This window comes from Gemmata sp., assembly GCF_051859125.1.
In the GTDB taxonomy this organism is placed as follows: Bacteria; Planctomycetota; Planctomycetia; order Gemmatales; family Gemmataceae; genus Gemmata.
In genome coordinates this window covers 1-14,758 of the sequence record NZ_JBHYGG010000084.1, presented here as the reverse complement: position 1 = coordinate 14,758, position 14,758 = coordinate 1, and the positions used below count along the sequence as shown (strand labels likewise).

The 14,758-nt window shown below is 69.4% G+C and carries 15 protein-coding genes and 4 pseudogenes; 12 read left to right on the top strand and 7 right to left on the bottom strand.

The features are described 5' to 3' along the window. Positions 1-522: 522 nt before the first annotated feature. The 3 genes from ACTIGN_RS09630 to ACTIGN_RS09620 are packed head-to-tail and all read left to right on the top strand — an operon-like array spanning position 523 to position 1,702. Positions 523-972 (top strand): hypothetical protein, encoded by a 450-nt coding sequence (locus ACTIGN_RS09630; protein WP_439623207.1) that lies wholly within the window; start codon positions 523-525, stop codon positions 970-972. Beyond that, positions 942-1,481 (top strand): hypothetical protein, encoded by a 540-nt coding sequence (locus ACTIGN_RS09625; RefSeq protein WP_439623205.1) that lies wholly within the window; start codon positions 942-944, stop codon positions 1,479-1,481. The genes ACTIGN_RS09630 and ACTIGN_RS09625 overlap by 31 nt, the downstream gene beginning before the upstream one ends. Before the next feature lie 20 nt (positions 1,482-1,501). Continuing rightward, positions 1,502-1,702, top strand: coding sequence for a hypothetical protein (locus ACTIGN_RS09620; protein WP_439623203.1), 201 nt, complete (start codon positions 1,502-1,504; stop codon positions 1,700-1,702). Between the two features lie 13 nt (positions 1,703-1,715). Here the strand turns inward: ACTIGN_RS09620 and ACTIGN_RS09615 are convergent, their stop codons facing one another. Together ACTIGN_RS09615 and ACTIGN_RS09610 are read right to left on the bottom strand one after the other, a co-directional pair. After that, positions 1,716-2,450 carry a hypothetical protein gene (locus tag ACTIGN_RS09615; RefSeq protein ID WP_439623201.1) on the bottom strand — a complete coding sequence of 245 codons (735 nt, stop codon included), beginning with the start codon at positions 2,448-2,450 and terminating at the stop codon, positions 1,716-1,718. A gap of 392 nt (positions 2,451-2,842) precedes the next feature. Further along, positions 2,843-3,127 (bottom strand): annotated as a pseudogene (locus ACTIGN_RS09610) (DUF6444 domain-containing protein); the annotation flags it as partial. 111 nt (positions 3,128-3,238) lie between these two features. Between ACTIGN_RS09610 and ACTIGN_RS09605 the strand changes: the two are divergent. Both ACTIGN_RS09605 and ACTIGN_RS09600 read left to right on the top strand, forming a co-directional pair. After that, positions 3,239-4,042: pseudogene (locus ACTIGN_RS09605) on the top strand (transposase). 298 nt (positions 4,043-4,340) lie between these two features. After that, positions 4,341-6,605, top strand: a complete 2,265-nt coding sequence (locus ACTIGN_RS09600; RefSeq protein ID WP_439623199.1) for a spermidine synthase — start codon at positions 4,341-4,343, stop codon at positions 6,603-6,605. A 234-nt stretch (positions 6,606-6,839) separates the two neighbouring features. On the opposite strand, the pseudogene ACTIGN_RS09595 reads toward ACTIGN_RS09600, so the two are convergent. Next, positions 6,840-6,965: pseudogene (locus ACTIGN_RS09595) on the bottom strand (DNA-binding response regulator); the annotation flags it as partial. A gap of 310 nt (positions 6,966-7,275) precedes the next feature. Further along, entirely contained in the window at positions 7,276-7,608 is a 333-nt protein-coding gene (locus ACTIGN_RS09590; RefSeq protein ID WP_439623197.1) for an ATP-binding protein, read from the bottom strand. On the opposite strand from ACTIGN_RS09590, the gene ACTIGN_RS09585 reads away from it, so the two are divergent. The 3 genes from ACTIGN_RS09585 to ACTIGN_RS09575 all read left to right on the top strand — a co-directional run bounded on the left by ACTIGN_RS09585 (position 7,595) and on the right by ACTIGN_RS09575 (position 9,873). Further along, complete coding sequence (locus tag ACTIGN_RS09585; protein WP_439623195.1) at positions 7,595-7,924, top strand: hypothetical protein; 330 nt, start codon at positions 7,595-7,597, stop codon at positions 7,922-7,924. The genes ACTIGN_RS09590 and ACTIGN_RS09585 overlap by 14 nt on opposite strands. An 18-nt stretch (positions 7,925-7,942) precedes the next feature. Continuing rightward, positions 7,943-8,275, top strand: coding sequence for a transposase (locus tag ACTIGN_RS09580; RefSeq protein ID WP_439623193.1), 333 nt, complete (start codon positions 7,943-7,945; stop codon positions 8,273-8,275). A gap of 431 nt (positions 8,276-8,706) precedes the next feature. After that, positions 8,707-9,873, top strand: a complete 1,167-nt coding sequence (locus ACTIGN_RS09575) for a hypothetical protein (RefSeq protein ID WP_439623191.1) — start codon at positions 8,707-8,709, stop codon at positions 9,871-9,873. Positions 9,874-9,894: 21 nt separating this feature from the next. Here the strand turns inward: ACTIGN_RS09575 and ACTIGN_RS09570 are convergent, their stop codons facing one another. Beyond that, positions 9,895-10,449: a VOC family protein gene (locus ACTIGN_RS09570; protein WP_439623189.1), complete on the bottom strand. Its 555-nt coding sequence runs from the start codon at positions 10,447-10,449 to the stop codon at positions 9,895-9,897. 76 nt (positions 10,450-10,525) lie between these two features. Between ACTIGN_RS09570 and ACTIGN_RS09565 the strand changes: the two genes are divergently transcribed. Then, positions 10,526-10,747, top strand: a complete 222-nt coding sequence (locus tag ACTIGN_RS09565; RefSeq protein ID WP_439623187.1) for a hypothetical protein — start codon at positions 10,526-10,528, stop codon at positions 10,745-10,747. A gap of 37 nt (positions 10,748-10,784) precedes the next feature. After that, positions 10,785-10,970, top strand: a pseudogene (locus ACTIGN_RS09560) (helix-hairpin-helix domain-containing protein); the annotation flags it as partial. Positions 10,971-11,111: 141 nt separating this feature from the next. Here the strand turns inward: ACTIGN_RS09560 and ACTIGN_RS09555 are convergent. Continuing rightward, a complete protein-coding gene (locus ACTIGN_RS09555; RefSeq protein WP_439623209.1) occupies positions 11,112-11,756 on the bottom strand; it encodes an MBL fold metallo-hydrolase in 645 nt (214 codons plus the stop codon). Continuing rightward, positions 11,756-12,283 carry a hypothetical protein gene (locus ACTIGN_RS09550; protein ID WP_439623185.1) on the bottom strand — a complete coding sequence of 176 codons (528 nt, stop codon included), beginning with the start codon at positions 12,281-12,283 and terminating at the stop codon, positions 11,756-11,758. The genes ACTIGN_RS09555 and ACTIGN_RS09550 overlap by 1 nt, the downstream gene beginning before the upstream one ends. A gap of 436 nt (positions 12,284-12,719) precedes the next feature. Between ACTIGN_RS09550 and ACTIGN_RS09545 the strand changes: the two genes are divergently transcribed. Beyond that, a complete protein-coding gene (locus tag ACTIGN_RS09545) occupies positions 12,720-12,911 on the top strand; it encodes a hypothetical protein (protein ID WP_439623183.1) in 192 nt (63 codons plus the stop codon). A gap of 630 nt (positions 12,912-13,541) precedes the next feature. Continuing rightward, a complete protein-coding gene (locus tag ACTIGN_RS09540; RefSeq protein WP_439623181.1) occupies positions 13,542-13,760 on the top strand; it encodes a hypothetical protein in 219 nt (72 codons plus the stop codon). Positions 13,761-14,758 lie beyond the last annotated feature (998 nt).

The window sequence follows — 14,758 nt, the reverse complement described above, 5'->3', positions numbered from 1 at the left end:
TGGGAGCTTCAGCAACCCTCATGCTACCTCGCCACGGACGGTCACAGAATCGGCATCAGTCGAGCTTAAAGCGTATCGCGGCCGCCCCGAGTTGAGTTCGCCCGAGACCGCCCGCCATTTGACGGCACGGCCGGCCGCTTGTCCAGCACCGCACCCCGGAGCACCGCATGAGCGACGACCGAGAGCCCCGCCTGTTCCGCCGCGTGTCCAGCGACCAGTACGCGGTCTTCGACCCCGCCACCGGCCTGTACTCCACCCTCCCGGCCGCCTTGGTGCCGGAGTTGGTCCGGGCCGACCCCGAGCGGGTCCGGCTCAGCCTCGCCGCGGCCCGGCCGCACGAGGACGACACCCCGACGAGCCGGGGACGACGACCCGGACGAGGACACGGACGACGAGTTGACCGAGGAGGAGTGGGGCCAGATCAGCTACGACCAGAACACGGGCGAGTTCCGCATGTTCTGACGCCGCGAACTGCGTGACCATCTCGGTCACTCAGGTCCACGCCCCCCGGAGCGCTGCACCGTGACCAGCACCGAGGCCGACGACACCCCCGTCCCTTTCGACTACGCCGGCCTCGCCAAGCCGGACCGGGCGTGGCTGCACCGCGCGGCGGCCGAGCTGCGGGTCCGGCTACGTCACAGCGTCCAGGAAGTTCTCGCCCCCGGTCAGGTGCTGGCCCGCGCCCGGAAGCGGTTGGGGCGGGGCCGGTGGGAGCCGTGGCTGTCGGCCGAGGCCCAGGTCCCCCGCCGCACCGCGTCCCGGCTCCTGGCCGTTCACAAGGTGTTCGGCGCGGCCGACCCGAACGTCCTGAAGCACGTCACCCCGACCGCGCTCTACGCACTGTCGGAGCCCGGGGTGCCGCAGTCCCTCCGGGAGTACGCGGTCGAGCAGGCCCGGGACGGGGCGGCCGTGACCAGGGCCTCGTGCGGGTGTGGCTCGAGGTGCACCGCGCCGGCCCTGTCGCCCCGCTGAAGCTCGCCTCGAAGGACCCACCGCCCCCGCCCGCGCACGTGGACGCCGACGCGGTCCACGCGGCCGACAACTGGCCCGCGCTCGTGGGGCTGTTGCGGGGCGGCGCGTCCGTCCACCTCAGCGAGGTCCGCGACGCCGAGAACGGCGACCCGATGGTGAGCGGCACCGCGATCGCCGCCGTCCACCCTCCGGGGGGAAGTCAGGGCCGGACCGTGCGCAAGACCGCCACCGGCAAGACGCTGGAGGTCGTGGTGCTGGAGCTGACCGGCGGGTGCCGGGTGGAGAAGTGCCGGGGGCGGTGCGGCGAGGTGAAGCCGCTCGACCTATACAGCCGCCGGGTCGACAGCCCGGACGGGCGGAACCACTACTGCCTGGCGTGCGAGCGGAACCGGGTGAAGGCGTACGAGAGGCGGAAGGCGGAGCGGGCCGGCGCGGCTGGTGTCGAAGAACCTGCCCCGGCCCCTTGCGTTCCCAGCACCTCGCCGGTATCGTCGGCCCCGGCCGCGTGACAATTTCCAGGGGATCCGCGATGAGCCCGGCGGGCGAGAAGAACACGTCGGCCGCACCCCTCTCCCCGGCCCTGCAGCGACTCGCCGACGCCGCGAAGAAGCTGACCGCGACCCGGGCGCGGCTGGAGATGTGGCGGAACGTCGCGTGGGTGCTCACCCCGACGACAACGGATCCCATGACCGGCGTGGCGGTGAGCCTGCCACGGCACCGGCTCACTTGACGTGGCAGCGTTCCTACCCAATCCCCAAAATCGACTCCACGACCCAGCACCCCCTCGTGTGCCCTGCCGCCAGTCGGCAGTGGTCGAGGACGTGCACGTCGTCGCACCCGGCGTCCTGGAGCGCGTCGGCCAGGATCGGCATCCGATCGAACGCCGACTCCGCCTCGATCCCACGGGCCAGCGCAACGACCGTGCCGGTCCGCCAGGCGCGATCGAACCGCGCCGGTGCTTCCGAGGGTCCCATCACCTCTTGGACCACCTCGAACTGGACCTCCGCCTCTCCGACCCGCCCGGCCCCGGTCGCCACGACGGACCGGGCGTACAGCGCGGCCTTGGCCGCGATCCAGTGGGGGTACTCGACCCCGGCCCGCGCGGCCCCGATGTACGGACCGTGCCGGGCGACCTGGCCTTCTAGGGCGGAGACGGCATCCTCGCACCACGGGCACTCCCCGCAGCACTCGATCAGCCGGGCGTACCGTCGAACAGGGACCAGGGACAGCCAGAGTGGCTGACGCGTTTCCCGCGCGTCCGCGGCCCGGAGCCGGGCCAGTTCACCCGGACCGATCCGCCCGCGGGCGTGCGCTTCCGTCGCCTCGACGGCGGCGCGGCTCAATTCGGTCGGCAGGTCGTCCCAGGAGCGTCGGAGGAACGCGGCGGTGAGGGTGTGGAGCCGGCGGGGCGGGGCAGTGAGAAGGAGTTGTGCGATCGCGCCAGGAGACTGCGCTTCGAGCCAGTCGTCTTCGGCCATGCGAACCCGCTCGTCGGTGGAGCGGGCGTTGGTCTGTGACCCGACCTGCGGCCGGGCGAGGGAAGGGGCAACCGGTGGGTGCCGGTATCGTGGTGGTACTCTACCAGGCCCCTGGCGAGTGAGCAAGAAGGCGAACGATGTTCGGCCGCGGCTGGTACCGCGAGCGTCGGCTGGACCGCTGTGGCGCAATCGCGCCACCCGCCCGGCCCGGTCCTTGGCCGGCCGCGCGAACCGCACCTCCGGCTCGCACTTCCCTCACCAGAATTCGGCTACCGCCCGCCTTGCTTCCCCCACAGTGGGGAACAGGCCGAGGTTGTAGCGAACCCCGAGGTCGCACGGCCGGGCCTGGAACTTCCCACCCTTCACCCGGCGGATGAACCTGTCCGGGTCGTTCTGGAGGCGAGCACCGCGGCGGGCGGGAGCGCCGGTCGTGGGCGCTTGGGGTGTCCGGGTTGGCCGCCCTTGTGCCGTCCCGTGGCGGGTCGTGGTGGCGCGGGTTTGACGTGTGGGCCGTCGGTGGAAGGCTGCAGGGACGAGTTGGAGGAGTTCTGGTTGAGTCGAGCTTCCAACGCGGCGATGCGTGCCTCGAGTGCGGCAATGACCGCCAAGATGGCTGCGTGTGTCGTTGCGGGCAGTTGAACCCACAACTCCTCGGGGATCGGAGGCGTCATTGCCATGCCCACACAATCGGCGGTCCTGGCCTCGCTGGCAAGTCGACCGCCGATCAGACCCCGTGAACGGTTACTCCTGACTTCTCTCCGACGAGAGCCCGCCCGTGAGCCGCGACCGTGACCGGTGACAAGACGCCCGCTACCATCACGTCCACGGACCCAGCGGCCGAGCGCGTCGAGCAACTGCGGAAACTGTTCCCCGAGTGCTTCGCGGAAGGGCGCAGCGACTTCGACAAGTTGCGGGCGGCGCTGGGCGATGCGGTCGCGGCCGGGCCGGAGCGGTTCACCTTATCGTCGGCCGGGCGTGCCGACGCCGCGGCGCTGCTCCAGACGCCCGTCCGGCTCAAGTCCAACCCCGTTCTGGATCGGAAGATCGCGGCGTGGTTGACACGTCCGGTGGGTCGGCCGTTGGGGAAGCCGAGGTTCGTCTGCCACAGCTTCCGGTATCGGGCCGGGTCGTGGGACCGGGACCGCCGAGTGGTGGTGGAGATCGCGTGGCACGCCAGCGAGTTGTTCCCGCGGGTCGGGTTCGTGGTCACCAACTTGAACTGGCGTTCGAGGCGGGTGATCCGGTTTTCCAACGAGCGTGGTACGGCGGAGCAGTGAATCAAGGAAGGCAAGAATGCGTTGAACCGGGCCACGTTGTCGTGCCGGCGGTTCCGGAACAACGCGGCCCGGTTGCAGTTGTTCGCCTTGGCCTACAACCTGGCCAACGTCGTGCGGCAGTTGGCGCTGCCGAAGCCGATCCGACACTGGAGCCCGACGATGCTGCGTGAGAAACTTGTCAAGATCGGGGCGAAGGTCGTGTCGCACTCGAAGTACGTCATCTTCCAGTTGGCGGAAGTGGAAGTGCCGCGGACGTTGTTCGCGGCGATCTTGACCCGGATCGGGCGGTTGCGGCGGGCGTGCGACACGGGGTGAAGGTAGGAGCGTTTGCGAACCCGATCCGTCCATCGTGGCTGACCAACGGCGCCAAGGGGCCGCGGTGCGACTCACGGGCCGTTTACGACGTACCCCGGGCCGAAAAACGGTAGGAGAAGTGATTGGGAGAACTGTTCGACCGTGGTCAAGAACTCATCCGGCCGCGAAAATCGTTGCGGACCACCCTTCGCGGGGGTACTTTGTGACCGCACAGCTGATTCGTGTTCCCAGAGGCGTTCACCTGGGAAAGATCGGCCTGTGCGGTCAGTTCGGCCCACCACCCCGAAAGATACTCGTCATGACGGACGCGGTCCCCGCCCCCCCCGGCGCGCCGGTCGGCCTGCTGCTCGATCAACGCCGCACGCTCGCGCTGTTCCTCATCAGCGCCGTCGGGCTGTTCCTCGAACTGCTGCTGATCCGCTGGATCGGGACCGAAATCCGCATCTTCGCGTACCTCCAGAACACCGTGCTGGTGGTGTGCTTCCTCGGCCTCGGCATGGGCTGTTGGGACTGCCGCAAGCCGTTCGCACTCCGCCACATCCTCCTGCCGCTCGGCGTGCTGGTCGCGCTGCTGGCGATCCCGCCGACCCGCGCCGCGGTCGGCGAAATCAGCGCGCTCCTCGGCGGCTTCAGCGACTTCCTCATCTGGGATCCGTCCACCTCCGCCGGCGCGATGGGCATTCTGACGCCGGTCGCCGGCCTCGCCCTCACGCTCGGGTTAATGCTGCTGCTGCGGGAGACGTTCGTCCCCGTCGGGCGGTTACTCGGCCGGTTGATGAGCGACCACCCGAACACGATCTGGGCGTACTCGGCCAACGTCGCCGGGAGTCTCGTCGGCATCTGGCTGTTCGTGGCGGCGAGCGCACTTTACCAGCCGCCGGTGGCGTGGTTCGTCGCGTTCGCGGCCGGCGCCGCGGCGTTCGCCGGCACCGGCGGGTACTCGCGGCGCGGCGACCTCGTGGCGCTCGCGGTGGTCGTGGCGCTGGCGGCCGCCGCCAGCATCGAACCGGCGTTCGAGGACACCCGCTGGACGCCGTACCAGAAGCTGTCGCACCGCGAACAGAACTCGGCCACCGGGGCGCGCGAGGAGTGGAAGAAGTGGGTGCTCGGCGAGCGTCGCGGGTTCGTCACCGGGCCGGGGCAGACGTTCGTCGCGGTCAACAACACCGGCTACCAGGCCACCATCGACCTGCGGCCGGAAACCGTGGCGGCGAGGCCGGCGGTGTACCCGCCGGAGCAGCGCGGGTACTCGCAGTACGACCTGCCGGCCAAGTTCAACGCCGACCCCGAGCGCGCACTCGTCGTCGGCGCGGGCAGCGGGAACGACGCGGCCGGGCTGCTGCGGAACGGGCTGAAGCGCGTCGTCGCCGTCGAGATCGACCCCGGCATCATCGAGATCGGCCGCGCCAAGCACCCCGAACGGCCGTACGACGACCCGCGGTGCGTGGTCGTCAACGACGACGCCCGCAGCTACTTCGCGACGAGCGGCGAGCGGTTCGACGTGATCGCGTTCGGGCTGCTCGACTCGCACACCACCAACGCCATGACCAACGCCCGCCTCGACCACTACGTGTACACCGTCGAGAGCCTCGCGCGCGCGCGAGAACTGCTCGCCCCGGGCGGCGTGATGGTGCTGAGCTTCGAGGCGCAGAAGCCGTTCGTCGCGGACCGCATGGCCGGGGCACTGGAGCGGACGTTCGGGCACAAGCCACTGGTGTTCCGCATCCCGTACAACGGGTACGGCTGGGGCGGGCTCCTCTTCGTCATCGGCGACGACCAGGGCGCGATTGAGAGTCGGATCGCGGCCGACCCGAAGCTGGCCGGGCTGATCCGCGAGTGGCAGGCCGGGGCCCCGGAGATGACCGGCGCCACGCGGCTGGCGACCGACGACTGGCCGTACATTTACCTCGAACAGCCGACCATTCCGGTGCTGCACTACCTGCTCGCGGCGACGCTCGCCGTGCTGTTCGTCAACGGCCTGATGCGGTTGGAGCTCGCGCCGGCGATGAGGGCGTGGGGCCGCTCGAGCTGGCACTTCTTCTTCCTCGGGGCCGCGTTCATGCTGCTGGAAGTGCAGAACGTGAGCAAGGCGGCGGTGGTGCTGGGCAACACGTGGGTGGTGAACGCGGTCATCATCTCCGGCGTGATGGTGATGATCCTGCTGGCCAATCTCATCGCCGCCCGCTTCCCGCGGCTGCCGCCCGTGCCCGTCTACGGGCTGCTGATCGCCTCGTGCATCGGGCTGTACGGCCTCGACCTGTCGCGGTTCGCGTTCCTGCCGTACGCGACGAAGGCGCTGGTGGTCGGGCTGCTGACGAGCCTGCCGATGCTATTCAGCGGGGTGGTGTTCATCCGCTCGTTCGCGGCGACCGACCGGAAGGACGCGGCGCTGGGGGCGAACCTGATGGGCTCGCTGGTCGGCGGGCTGCTGCAGTCGGTGACGTTCGTGATCGGCATCAAGGCGCTGCTGCTGATCGTCGCCGGGCTGTACCTGGCGGCCATTCTGACGCGCCCGCGGCGCGCCGCAGATGCGCCGGAAGTGGTCGCGGCGGCCGCCGTGTGAGTGGCCGTGGGCGCGGCGGAAGCGGGTGCGGTGGGGCACTCGGTCCGGCCGGCCGAGTGCCCCACCGTGAGTGGCGTTACGGGCCGACGGCGTCGAACACCGCGGCCAGCAGGTCGTCGGCGCGGAACGGCTTGCGCAGGAACCGGCCAGCCCCTTCCCCTCGAACCCGCTCGTCGCCTCCTGGGCGGCGAACCCGCTCATCAGCACCACCCTCACGTCCGGGCGGTGGGCGCGCATTAGGCGGTACGCCTCCGACCCGCCCACCCGCGGCATCCTCAGGTCGAGCAGAACCAGTACGAAGGCGTTCGGGGCGCTCGAGAACGCCTCGACGCCGTCCTGCCCGTCGACCGCGACGGTCACCGCGAACCCGGACAGCTCCAGTTGGAGGAGTTTAGACGTGCCGGAAGTGGTGCCCCACTGGTGAGCGCCGTTCCGAAACTCCTAGGGCCACATTTTATAGCCTGCCACTTTCAGTTCGCCCAGACCCTTCGGGACATCGTCGGCAACCCGTTCCGTCCAGTCGCCTTCTCCCCGGAGTAGCGCACCGACACCGCGGTGCCACTCGCCGGACAAACTCGGCGGCTGCACCCAACACGTATTCGGACTCGCACGGCGCACCCCCGAAGGGGTGGCGGTGGGTCGGGGGTGGCTACCCGACCGGTCCCGATGCTCATTCGTACCCGCGATCACGGCCATTCAAGGCGGCTGGCTTCTTCCCGAGGGGATGTCCCGTTTGTGGCGGCTCGGGCGGCGGGCCGGGCGTCACCGCCAGGACCGGAAGACGCACCACGAACTCGCTCCCGTGACCGAGACCGGCACCGGAGGCCTCCACCGTGCCGCCGTGCATCTCCACCAGGCTCCTCACCAGCGTGAGACCGATGCCCAACCCGCTGACCGAGCGCTCGATGGACGTATCGACCTGGGTGAACATGTCGAAGATGCGGTGGCGCTGGTCGGCGGCGGTGCCGATGCCGGTGTCCCGCACCCGGATGACCGACGCCATCGTCACCATCGACGCCACCGGCTGCCAGAAGGACATCGTCGGGCGCATCGTGGCGGCCGGTGGTGACTGCGTCATCGCCGTCAAAGGGAACCAGCCCAAGCTCCACACCGCGATCGAAGCCTTCTTCCACGACCAGATCGACCGCGACTTCCACGGCCTCCAGTACCGCCGCTACGAGACCGCCGCTACGAGACCCGAGACGAGGGGCGCGGCCGCACCGACGAGCGGGCCCATTCCCTCGCCAGGATCCCGCCCGGGTTCGCCCCGGCCGACGACTGGCCCGAGGTCCGGGCCATCGGCTATGCCCTCCGAGTGACGATACACGGTGAGGGGTGTGAAGTCGGTGGAAGTGGTGTACGGGGTCACCAGTCTGTCGATGCGGCGGGCGAACGCGGCGACACTTCTGTCCATCCTCCGGAACCACTGGCAGATCGAGAACGGGTTGCACTACGTCCGGGACGCGACGCTGGGCGAGGACGCATGCCGGGTCCGTAAGGGGGTGGCCCCGCAGGTGTTGGCGGCCCCGCAGGTGTTAGCGGCCCCGCGGAACGCGGTCATCCACCTGCTGACCGAGGTGGATGCCGAGAGCCGCCCGGAAGCCATCGAGATCCTCCAACTCCACCCCGAAGAAGCCAGAAGGCTTATCGGAATCCCTCAATGTGAATAACGGAACGGCCCTGCGGGTGCATGTATCAGAGCGGAACGTCTTGCAGCAGTCGCAGGCGGCGCGGTATTCTCCGACCATCAATTCGATGATGACGACCTTGCGGAAAGCGATGTCGCGAATGAGTCGAGAGTGAGTCCTTCCGATGTCCGATCCGGCCACATTGGGGACAGGGGAAGGATTTTGGGGCGCAACTCTGGCGGAGAACGCGGACACGAGTGGCATCCATGCCTGTGTCCTTCGAGGGTCGGTGTGGTAACCCCCAAGAAGGCACAGGCTGGATCTTTTGGGAAGATCAATCAGCGCAACGTGTTACAACCTGTCGCGTCCAACGAGAAGTCTCGATTAATGAGTATCTTTCGTGCCGCAGTGATAGCGGGCGACCGGTCACACCCATTCCATTTCACGCTGAACCAGCACACGGGGGTATTCGCATGTCTCAACCGCGTTCCGCCGCGACCGCACTTCACGCACTCATCACCTTCGGCACCCTGACGGCGTGCTACCTGGGACTGTCGGGCGGCCGGGTCGCGGTCGTCACGGACCTGCCGCAGGACTACACCTCCGCCCGGGCGCTGCTGCACGGCGGCGACCCGTACGAGTCGCTGTTCACGCTCCAGCCGAAGCACGGGCTCGACCCGCCGCCCGGCGACGTGATGGTGAAGTCGAACCCGCACCCGCCGGTCGCGGTGTTGATCACCCTCCCCTACGCGGGGCTCGACTACGACACCGCCCTCCGGGCGGTCCAGTGGACGCAACTCGTCATCCTCGCGCTCGTGTGGGCGGTGTGCTTCGAGGTGTTCCGCCCGCCACTGCCGGGGTGGGCGTGGGCGCTGGCCGGCGGCCTGCTCGGGTTATGGTCCCCGGTGTGGCAGGGCGTTATGTGGGGGCAACCGGTCGGGTTGCTCGCCGCGGGCACGCTCCTCCTCTGGGTGCTCGCGAGGTCGGAACGGCCGTTCGCGTTCGGCCTGGCGCTGGTGGCCGTCACACTGGTCCGCCCGTTCGTCGCCATCCACATCGTCCAGACGTTCGGGTGGAATCGAAGGCAGCAGTTCCGGATGGCCGCGGGGATGCTCGTGGGCGGAATCGTCCCCTTCGCGCTGCTCGGGATCACCCCCTGGGACTGGTACCGACTCGCCCAGGACGCGAGCGGGTACGTCCCGTGGTGCGGTTCGGTCCCGGGCGTGCTGGGTCTCGGGGCGGCGGGGGGGCAGGTGCTGTACGCGGTCGTGGCGATGCTCCTGGGCTGGTTCCGCTGGCGCGGGCTGTCCGCGGACGCGACCGCGGCACTCGCGGCGACCGCGGCCATGTTGGCTTACCCACTCGCCTGGTACTACTACGACCCCAGCCTTCTGCCGGTGGTCGCGTGGGTCACGGCGCGGGCGGTGCCGACCGGCAACCGCGCGGCTGCGTGGGGGCTCGTCGGGTACCTCACGCTGCGGACGATTCCGAACATGGTGGTCGCACCCGGCGGGCAGGGCCTCGGGCAGGTGCTGGCGGAGAACCAGGCCTGGCTCCAGGTGACGGGCCGGGCGCTGTTGTTGCTGGCGGTCGTCGCCACCGCCCGCACCCGCCCGGTCAGTGCGAGTGGGCCTTCTTGAAGTGTTCGGCCACCTTCTCCATCATGGCGTGCCAGCCGCAGTCGTGGCACGGCGGTCCGGTAGCACTTCCCGCAGTACAGCGGGCCGCCGTGCGAGAACTGCCGGATCTCGTCCGCGGTGACCACCTCGTCGCATAGGGCGCAGTCGAACTCGGCCATCAGGTCGTCGTCGGCGTCGGTCAGGGCGACCCAGGCCAGGAGCAGTCGGTCGCGGCGGGCCTGCTTCGCCCTCGCGCTCTGGCGGCCGCCCCTGCTCGTGTTCGATCGCGATGCCACGCGCGGCGAGGTGCTCCCGCCACTCGTCGAGGCTTTCGGGGCGGACGCCGAGGGCGAGGTGGCCGGGGCCGGTCGAGCCGTGTGGCGGGAGCCCGCCTTCGCGGAGCGTCGCGGCCGGGTCGAAGACCAGCAGGACGCTACCGGGACCGGCGCGGAAGAAGACGTGCCGCCCGGCCTCGCGGGCGATGATTGGCAGCCCAAGCACGCCGGCGTAGAACGCCTCGGCGGCCGCGAGGTCGGCGCCGTACACGGCCGTTTCCACGACGGCCTCGACCGGCGGGGCGGGTGTTGGTGTCGGCATGCGGGCCTCCTGAGGGTAAGTTACCAGGCGGATCAACCCGGGCCGCTCGAAGCGGTGCTTCGCCGCGAGGCCGGCGGTGCTACCGGCCGGCGTGATGGTCCGCCACGCCGCCTGGGGCGACACGTCCCATCTGATTGTGCGCCACCGGCTGCTCGCCTGGTCGGCCGCCGGATACACGGGGCAGGTCGCCCGACCGGACGATCTCGAGGTCGAGGTGCTGACCCCGGAAGCGACCGTGCGGGCCATCCGGGCCGGCGACGCACCCGACCTCCACCACACCGCGAGCCGGTGGGTATGATCCGGCAACGGCCGGCCGCCACACCCGGAGAGACCAGATGGGGACCAAAGCGAACCGCGGCCCGCGAGCCGCCGACCGAGGTGACGTCTCGAGACTGGAAGACATCCCGAACGTCGGGCCGGCGGTCGCCGCCGACCTCCGCCGGCTCGGGATCACCGCGCCGGGTGAACTGGTCGGGCGTGACCCGTACGCGTTGTACGACGCGTTGTGCCGCGCCACCGGGGTGCGACACGACCCGTGCACGCTCGACACCTTCATTGCCGCGGTCCGCTACATGGGGGCGGGCCGAAGGAGCCGTGGTGGGCCTTCACCGCCGAACGCAAGCGGGAACTCGCGGCCCGAAAGGCCGGGAAGCAGTGACGGGCTACCCCGTGCCGGCCCGCATCCGCTCGACCAGTCCCGCGAGTTGCCGCCGCATCTCGTCCGCGGGCAACTGGACCCGCTGCCCGTGCCCCGGCAGCACCCACTCGAACGGGAACCCGAGGAGCCGCCGCACCGACTCGGTCTGCCGCGGCCAGGAGTACCAGCAGTAATCGGGCGACGCCGTTCGCCGCTGCTCGTGCCGGTCGAAGTCGAGGTGGTCGCCGGTGAACAGGAACCGATCCCCGACCAGCAGGACGCAGTGCCCTTCCGCGTGTCCGGGCGTCGGGATCGCGACGAAGCCGGGTGCGAGCTCCCGCGGGTCGGTGCCGTCGAGCACCACCTCGGCGTCCGGCTGCGACGACAACTCGGCCCGGTGGACGTACCGCGTGCTGCCGAACTGCCGGGCGTACCGCTCGGCGTCGGCCGCGTCGTCCCGGTGAGTCAGGAACAGGTGGGCGACGCCGCCCAGTTGCTCGAACCGGCGGACCAGCCGGGGCAGGAACTTCGGCGAGTCGATCAGCCAGTTGCCCTCGGGATGGCGGACGAAGTAACTGTTCCCGCCGTATGACTTCGGCGAGTTGAAGCCGCAGTAGAACACCGGCTCCTCGATCACCAGCGGGAAGTCGTCCATTGCGGCCGCCGACATCACCCCAGCAGCTTCGCGAACGCCCGCTTGATGCCCGCGTGGCCCTCGTACTTCTCCAGCCACTTGGCGTGGTCGTCGACGTCGAGCCGCAGCCCGCTCTCGCCTCGATCCTCGGCCATCTCCATGAACTCGGGCGCCGGCAGGTAGTAGCTCCACCGCTCGCCGCCGTCGTCGAGCAGGAACGCCAGCACCCCGTGCGCCTCGACCAGCGGCTTCGCCTCGTCACGCTTGATGTCCAGGCCGACCTTGCACGCCTCGATCTTCACGGGGACGAACGCGGTGTGGGCGCGGTCACATGCGACCAGGTTCACGCCCTTGTTCACCACCGACAGGTACGCCCGCAGCCCGTTCACAATTAGGGCACTCGCGACCTCGCCGCCCAGGCCCTCCATGTCGAGCACCATCCCGGTGTCGCGCTGGCGGACGGGCGCGACGGGGTCCAGCGGGAGCGGGACCACCGGGATCGGCTCGTCGTCGTCTACTTTGTACCCGCGGTTCTTCGCGGGCTTGGTCTTCGTCTTCGCCATGGTTCGTCCGACCCTCCGGGGAAACAGTCAGTTTAGCACGCGGGCGCGGCCGGACCAACCCGTGGGGTTCCACTTGCGCGACGCGACCGCCCGTGACACCCTCTTCCCGCTGGTGAACGGCCCCTCCCCAGGGCTCTGCTGCGTAACGCACGCGGTCCACCAGCGTGATTTGCGTCCGGTACGCCGTGGGGCCAGGAAGGGAAGATCGATTTGAACGTTGCTGGTCCCGTCTACCATTCCGGTGACCTTCGAGATCGGTTAGGTCTACGCCCGCGCGGGCGTGGAGCGGGAAGGTCGGCACGGCGTTCGCTAAGTCACGGGTCCGCATCCCTCTCCCACACGGACCGTTGCCCAAATGACCCTCTCCCCCAGCAGGACCGAAGCGTTTCTCTTCTGGCTCGAACACACCCACGGCCGACTCGAACCGTCTTCCCGAGTGGAAGCGGTCCACACGGGCGGCGTCCTTCTCTTGGACGGGAAGGCGGTCACCCAGAAGCACCTGCACCGGTACGCCGCCGACTGGTTGCGTCAGACGAACCCGGCCACCATGACGGAAATCGACACCGTCGTACACACGGCCGTACTCTTCGTCCTGAATGGCCCGACCGGCTCACCCGTCGCACGCTGACCACCTGCGACGCGAACAAGACGAGCGGCTCCGGGGAGCGATCCCCGGGGCCGTGCCTTCTTCAAGGGTACGACAATCGCCAGAAACCGGGCGCCACCGCTCGGCCTGTCCCGCGTCCAGCCGTGCCTCGACGCGACTGGCGGCGGTCGCGAGGGCGGCGGGCACGCCCCACGTCTCGACCTTGGCCGCCTTCGGCGGCCCCTTCTCCCCGAGCGGGGGCACCTCCTCCCGCTCGTGAACCTCCGTGGGGAACCCGGCCGCCCACAGGGCCGCTCGCACCGACCCGCGTACCACGATCGGAGCAGGTCCTCGACCGCGCGGCCGGCGGCCGACTTCCCGGGCCGGGCGACCTCGGCCACTTCGAGCGGCTCGAACCGCTCGCCGCCCTCGCGGGCCTCAACGAGCCGGCGGACGTGGTCCTCGTTGGCCGGGAGCGGGACGCCCGTGATCCAGTTCACAGGTTCGCAGTCGTCAACCGCGACCTGGGGCAACTTCACGGCGTCGAAGGCCGCCATCTCGATCGAGAGCGGTATCGTTCCTCGACACGCTCACGACGAGCGGCACCGTGACCCTGACCGTCGCCAACACACGCTCCGCGGCGGCACCGGCATTGGGACGGGGGCGCTGACCGTGGATGCCGTAACGGTGAACTCGGGCGGCATCATCGCGGGGAACATCGCGGGCCCGGGGACCGGCAGTTCGCTTGCGCTCGGGTCGGACAGCTTCGACCTGAGGACCGGGTCGGGCGTGGCACTGAGCTCGGTGGCGGGGTTCAACCCGGACCAGGGGTGCTGGGCGGTTGAACTGCTCCTGGGGAGTAGCGAACGCTCGCCCGCCGGGAAGGCGTGACCCGGAGCTCGCTTGTCCAGGCTCTGTCACTTGAGGGTGGCGGACGAGTACATCGGGTGCGAGAGCGCCGCGGTGCTCGCGGCGTTGGCACCGATGGCGGCGGGGTGTTGTGCGGTCGGGGACGGAAAGTCGGCGTGTTGAGCGGCCCCGCGGCGGAATCTTCCGCCCGCCTTCCACCATCTATTAGCTCGCAGGGGTGAAGGCCCAGCGGTGAACACGGGCGGCCGGGCCCCGCCCCGCCGCCCGACGCACGGCGAATGTCCCTTTCGCGTTGCCCATGAACCCGAAACGGAGGTTTCCGATGCTGGAGGCCACGCTCTCCAACGGGGTGCTGTCCGTCACCCTCCTCAGGAGCGAGGCCGCGGAGCCCCGCAAGATCGCCATCGAAAGTGAGTAAGGTGCTGGTGTGGGCGGCGGCCCTCGCCGCCGCCGGACTGGCGATGGAAGAGGTCGCCGCGGTGCTGGAGTAGTGGTGCACGCTGGCCTGCCCGGCGCTCGCGGGTTGGCCCGTCGAGCGCGTGGCGGTCACCGACGTGCCCGGCCTTGCCCTCACCGCCGAGCGGATCACTGCCAGGTGGCGGCTGGCGGCTGAGCCTGAATCTCGTTGATGGCTCTCCCTCTCCAACCTGGGGAGGAAGAGTCAGGAAACGGTTACCCGTGACCAAGCACGTGCCGCCCTCTTGGCAGTGGCATGTTCCGTCCCTAACATTCATTTTCCGACTGACGGCGACAGGGTGTCTGGCTTGAGTTGAGTAACTCGGCGGCACATCGCGATGCGATCGGAGCTGCGAATCTGTCGATCGTCGGAATTTGATAGAGATGAGCCCGGTTAGTGTAGTGTCCGGTGACATCGGAACTCACACTTCAATAGCCGGTTTCTCATTTCGGACGACGGGATCGAAAATAAAAAGGAGCGCGGTGCCGGGTTGACAGCTCAAGCCGACCCTCCTAAGATTCCGATACCAAAGGACGCAACGCCTGACTCGAAAAGGGGTTAG

Coding starts and splice junctions, on each gene's coding strand:
- ACTIGN_RS09600 (WP_439623199.1), top strand. CDS start 4,341: ATGACGGACGCGGTCCCCGCCCCCCCCGGCGCGCCGGTCGGCCTGCTG.
- ACTIGN_RS09575 (WP_439623191.1), top strand. CDS start 8,707: ATGTCTCAACCGCGTTCCGCCGCGACCGCACTTCACGCACTCATCACC.
- ACTIGN_RS09620 (WP_439623203.1), top strand. CDS start 1,502: ATGAGCCCGGCGGGCGAGAAGAACACGTCGGCCGCACCCCTCTCCCCG.
- ACTIGN_RS09590 (WP_439623197.1), bottom strand. CDS start 7,608: ATGGCGTCGGTCATCCGGGTGCGGGACACCGGCATCGGCACCGCCGCC.
- ACTIGN_RS09615 (WP_439623201.1), bottom strand. CDS start 2,450: ATGGCCGAAGACGACTGGCTCGAAGCGCAGTCTCCTGGCGCGATCGCA.
- ACTIGN_RS09555 (WP_439623209.1), bottom strand. CDS start 11,756: ATGTCGGCGGCCGCAATGGACGACTTCCCGCTGGTGATCGAGGAGCCG.
- ACTIGN_RS09585 (WP_439623195.1), top strand. CDS start 7,595: ATGACCGACGCCATCGTCACCATCGACGCCACCGGCTGCCAGAAGGAC.
- ACTIGN_RS09550 (WP_439623185.1), bottom strand. CDS start 12,283: ATGGCGAAGACGAAGACCAAGCCCGCGAAGAACCGCGGGTACAAAGTA.
- ACTIGN_RS09570 (WP_439623189.1), bottom strand. CDS start 10,449: ATGCCGACACCAACACCCGCCCCGCCGGTCGAGGCCGTCGTGGAAACG.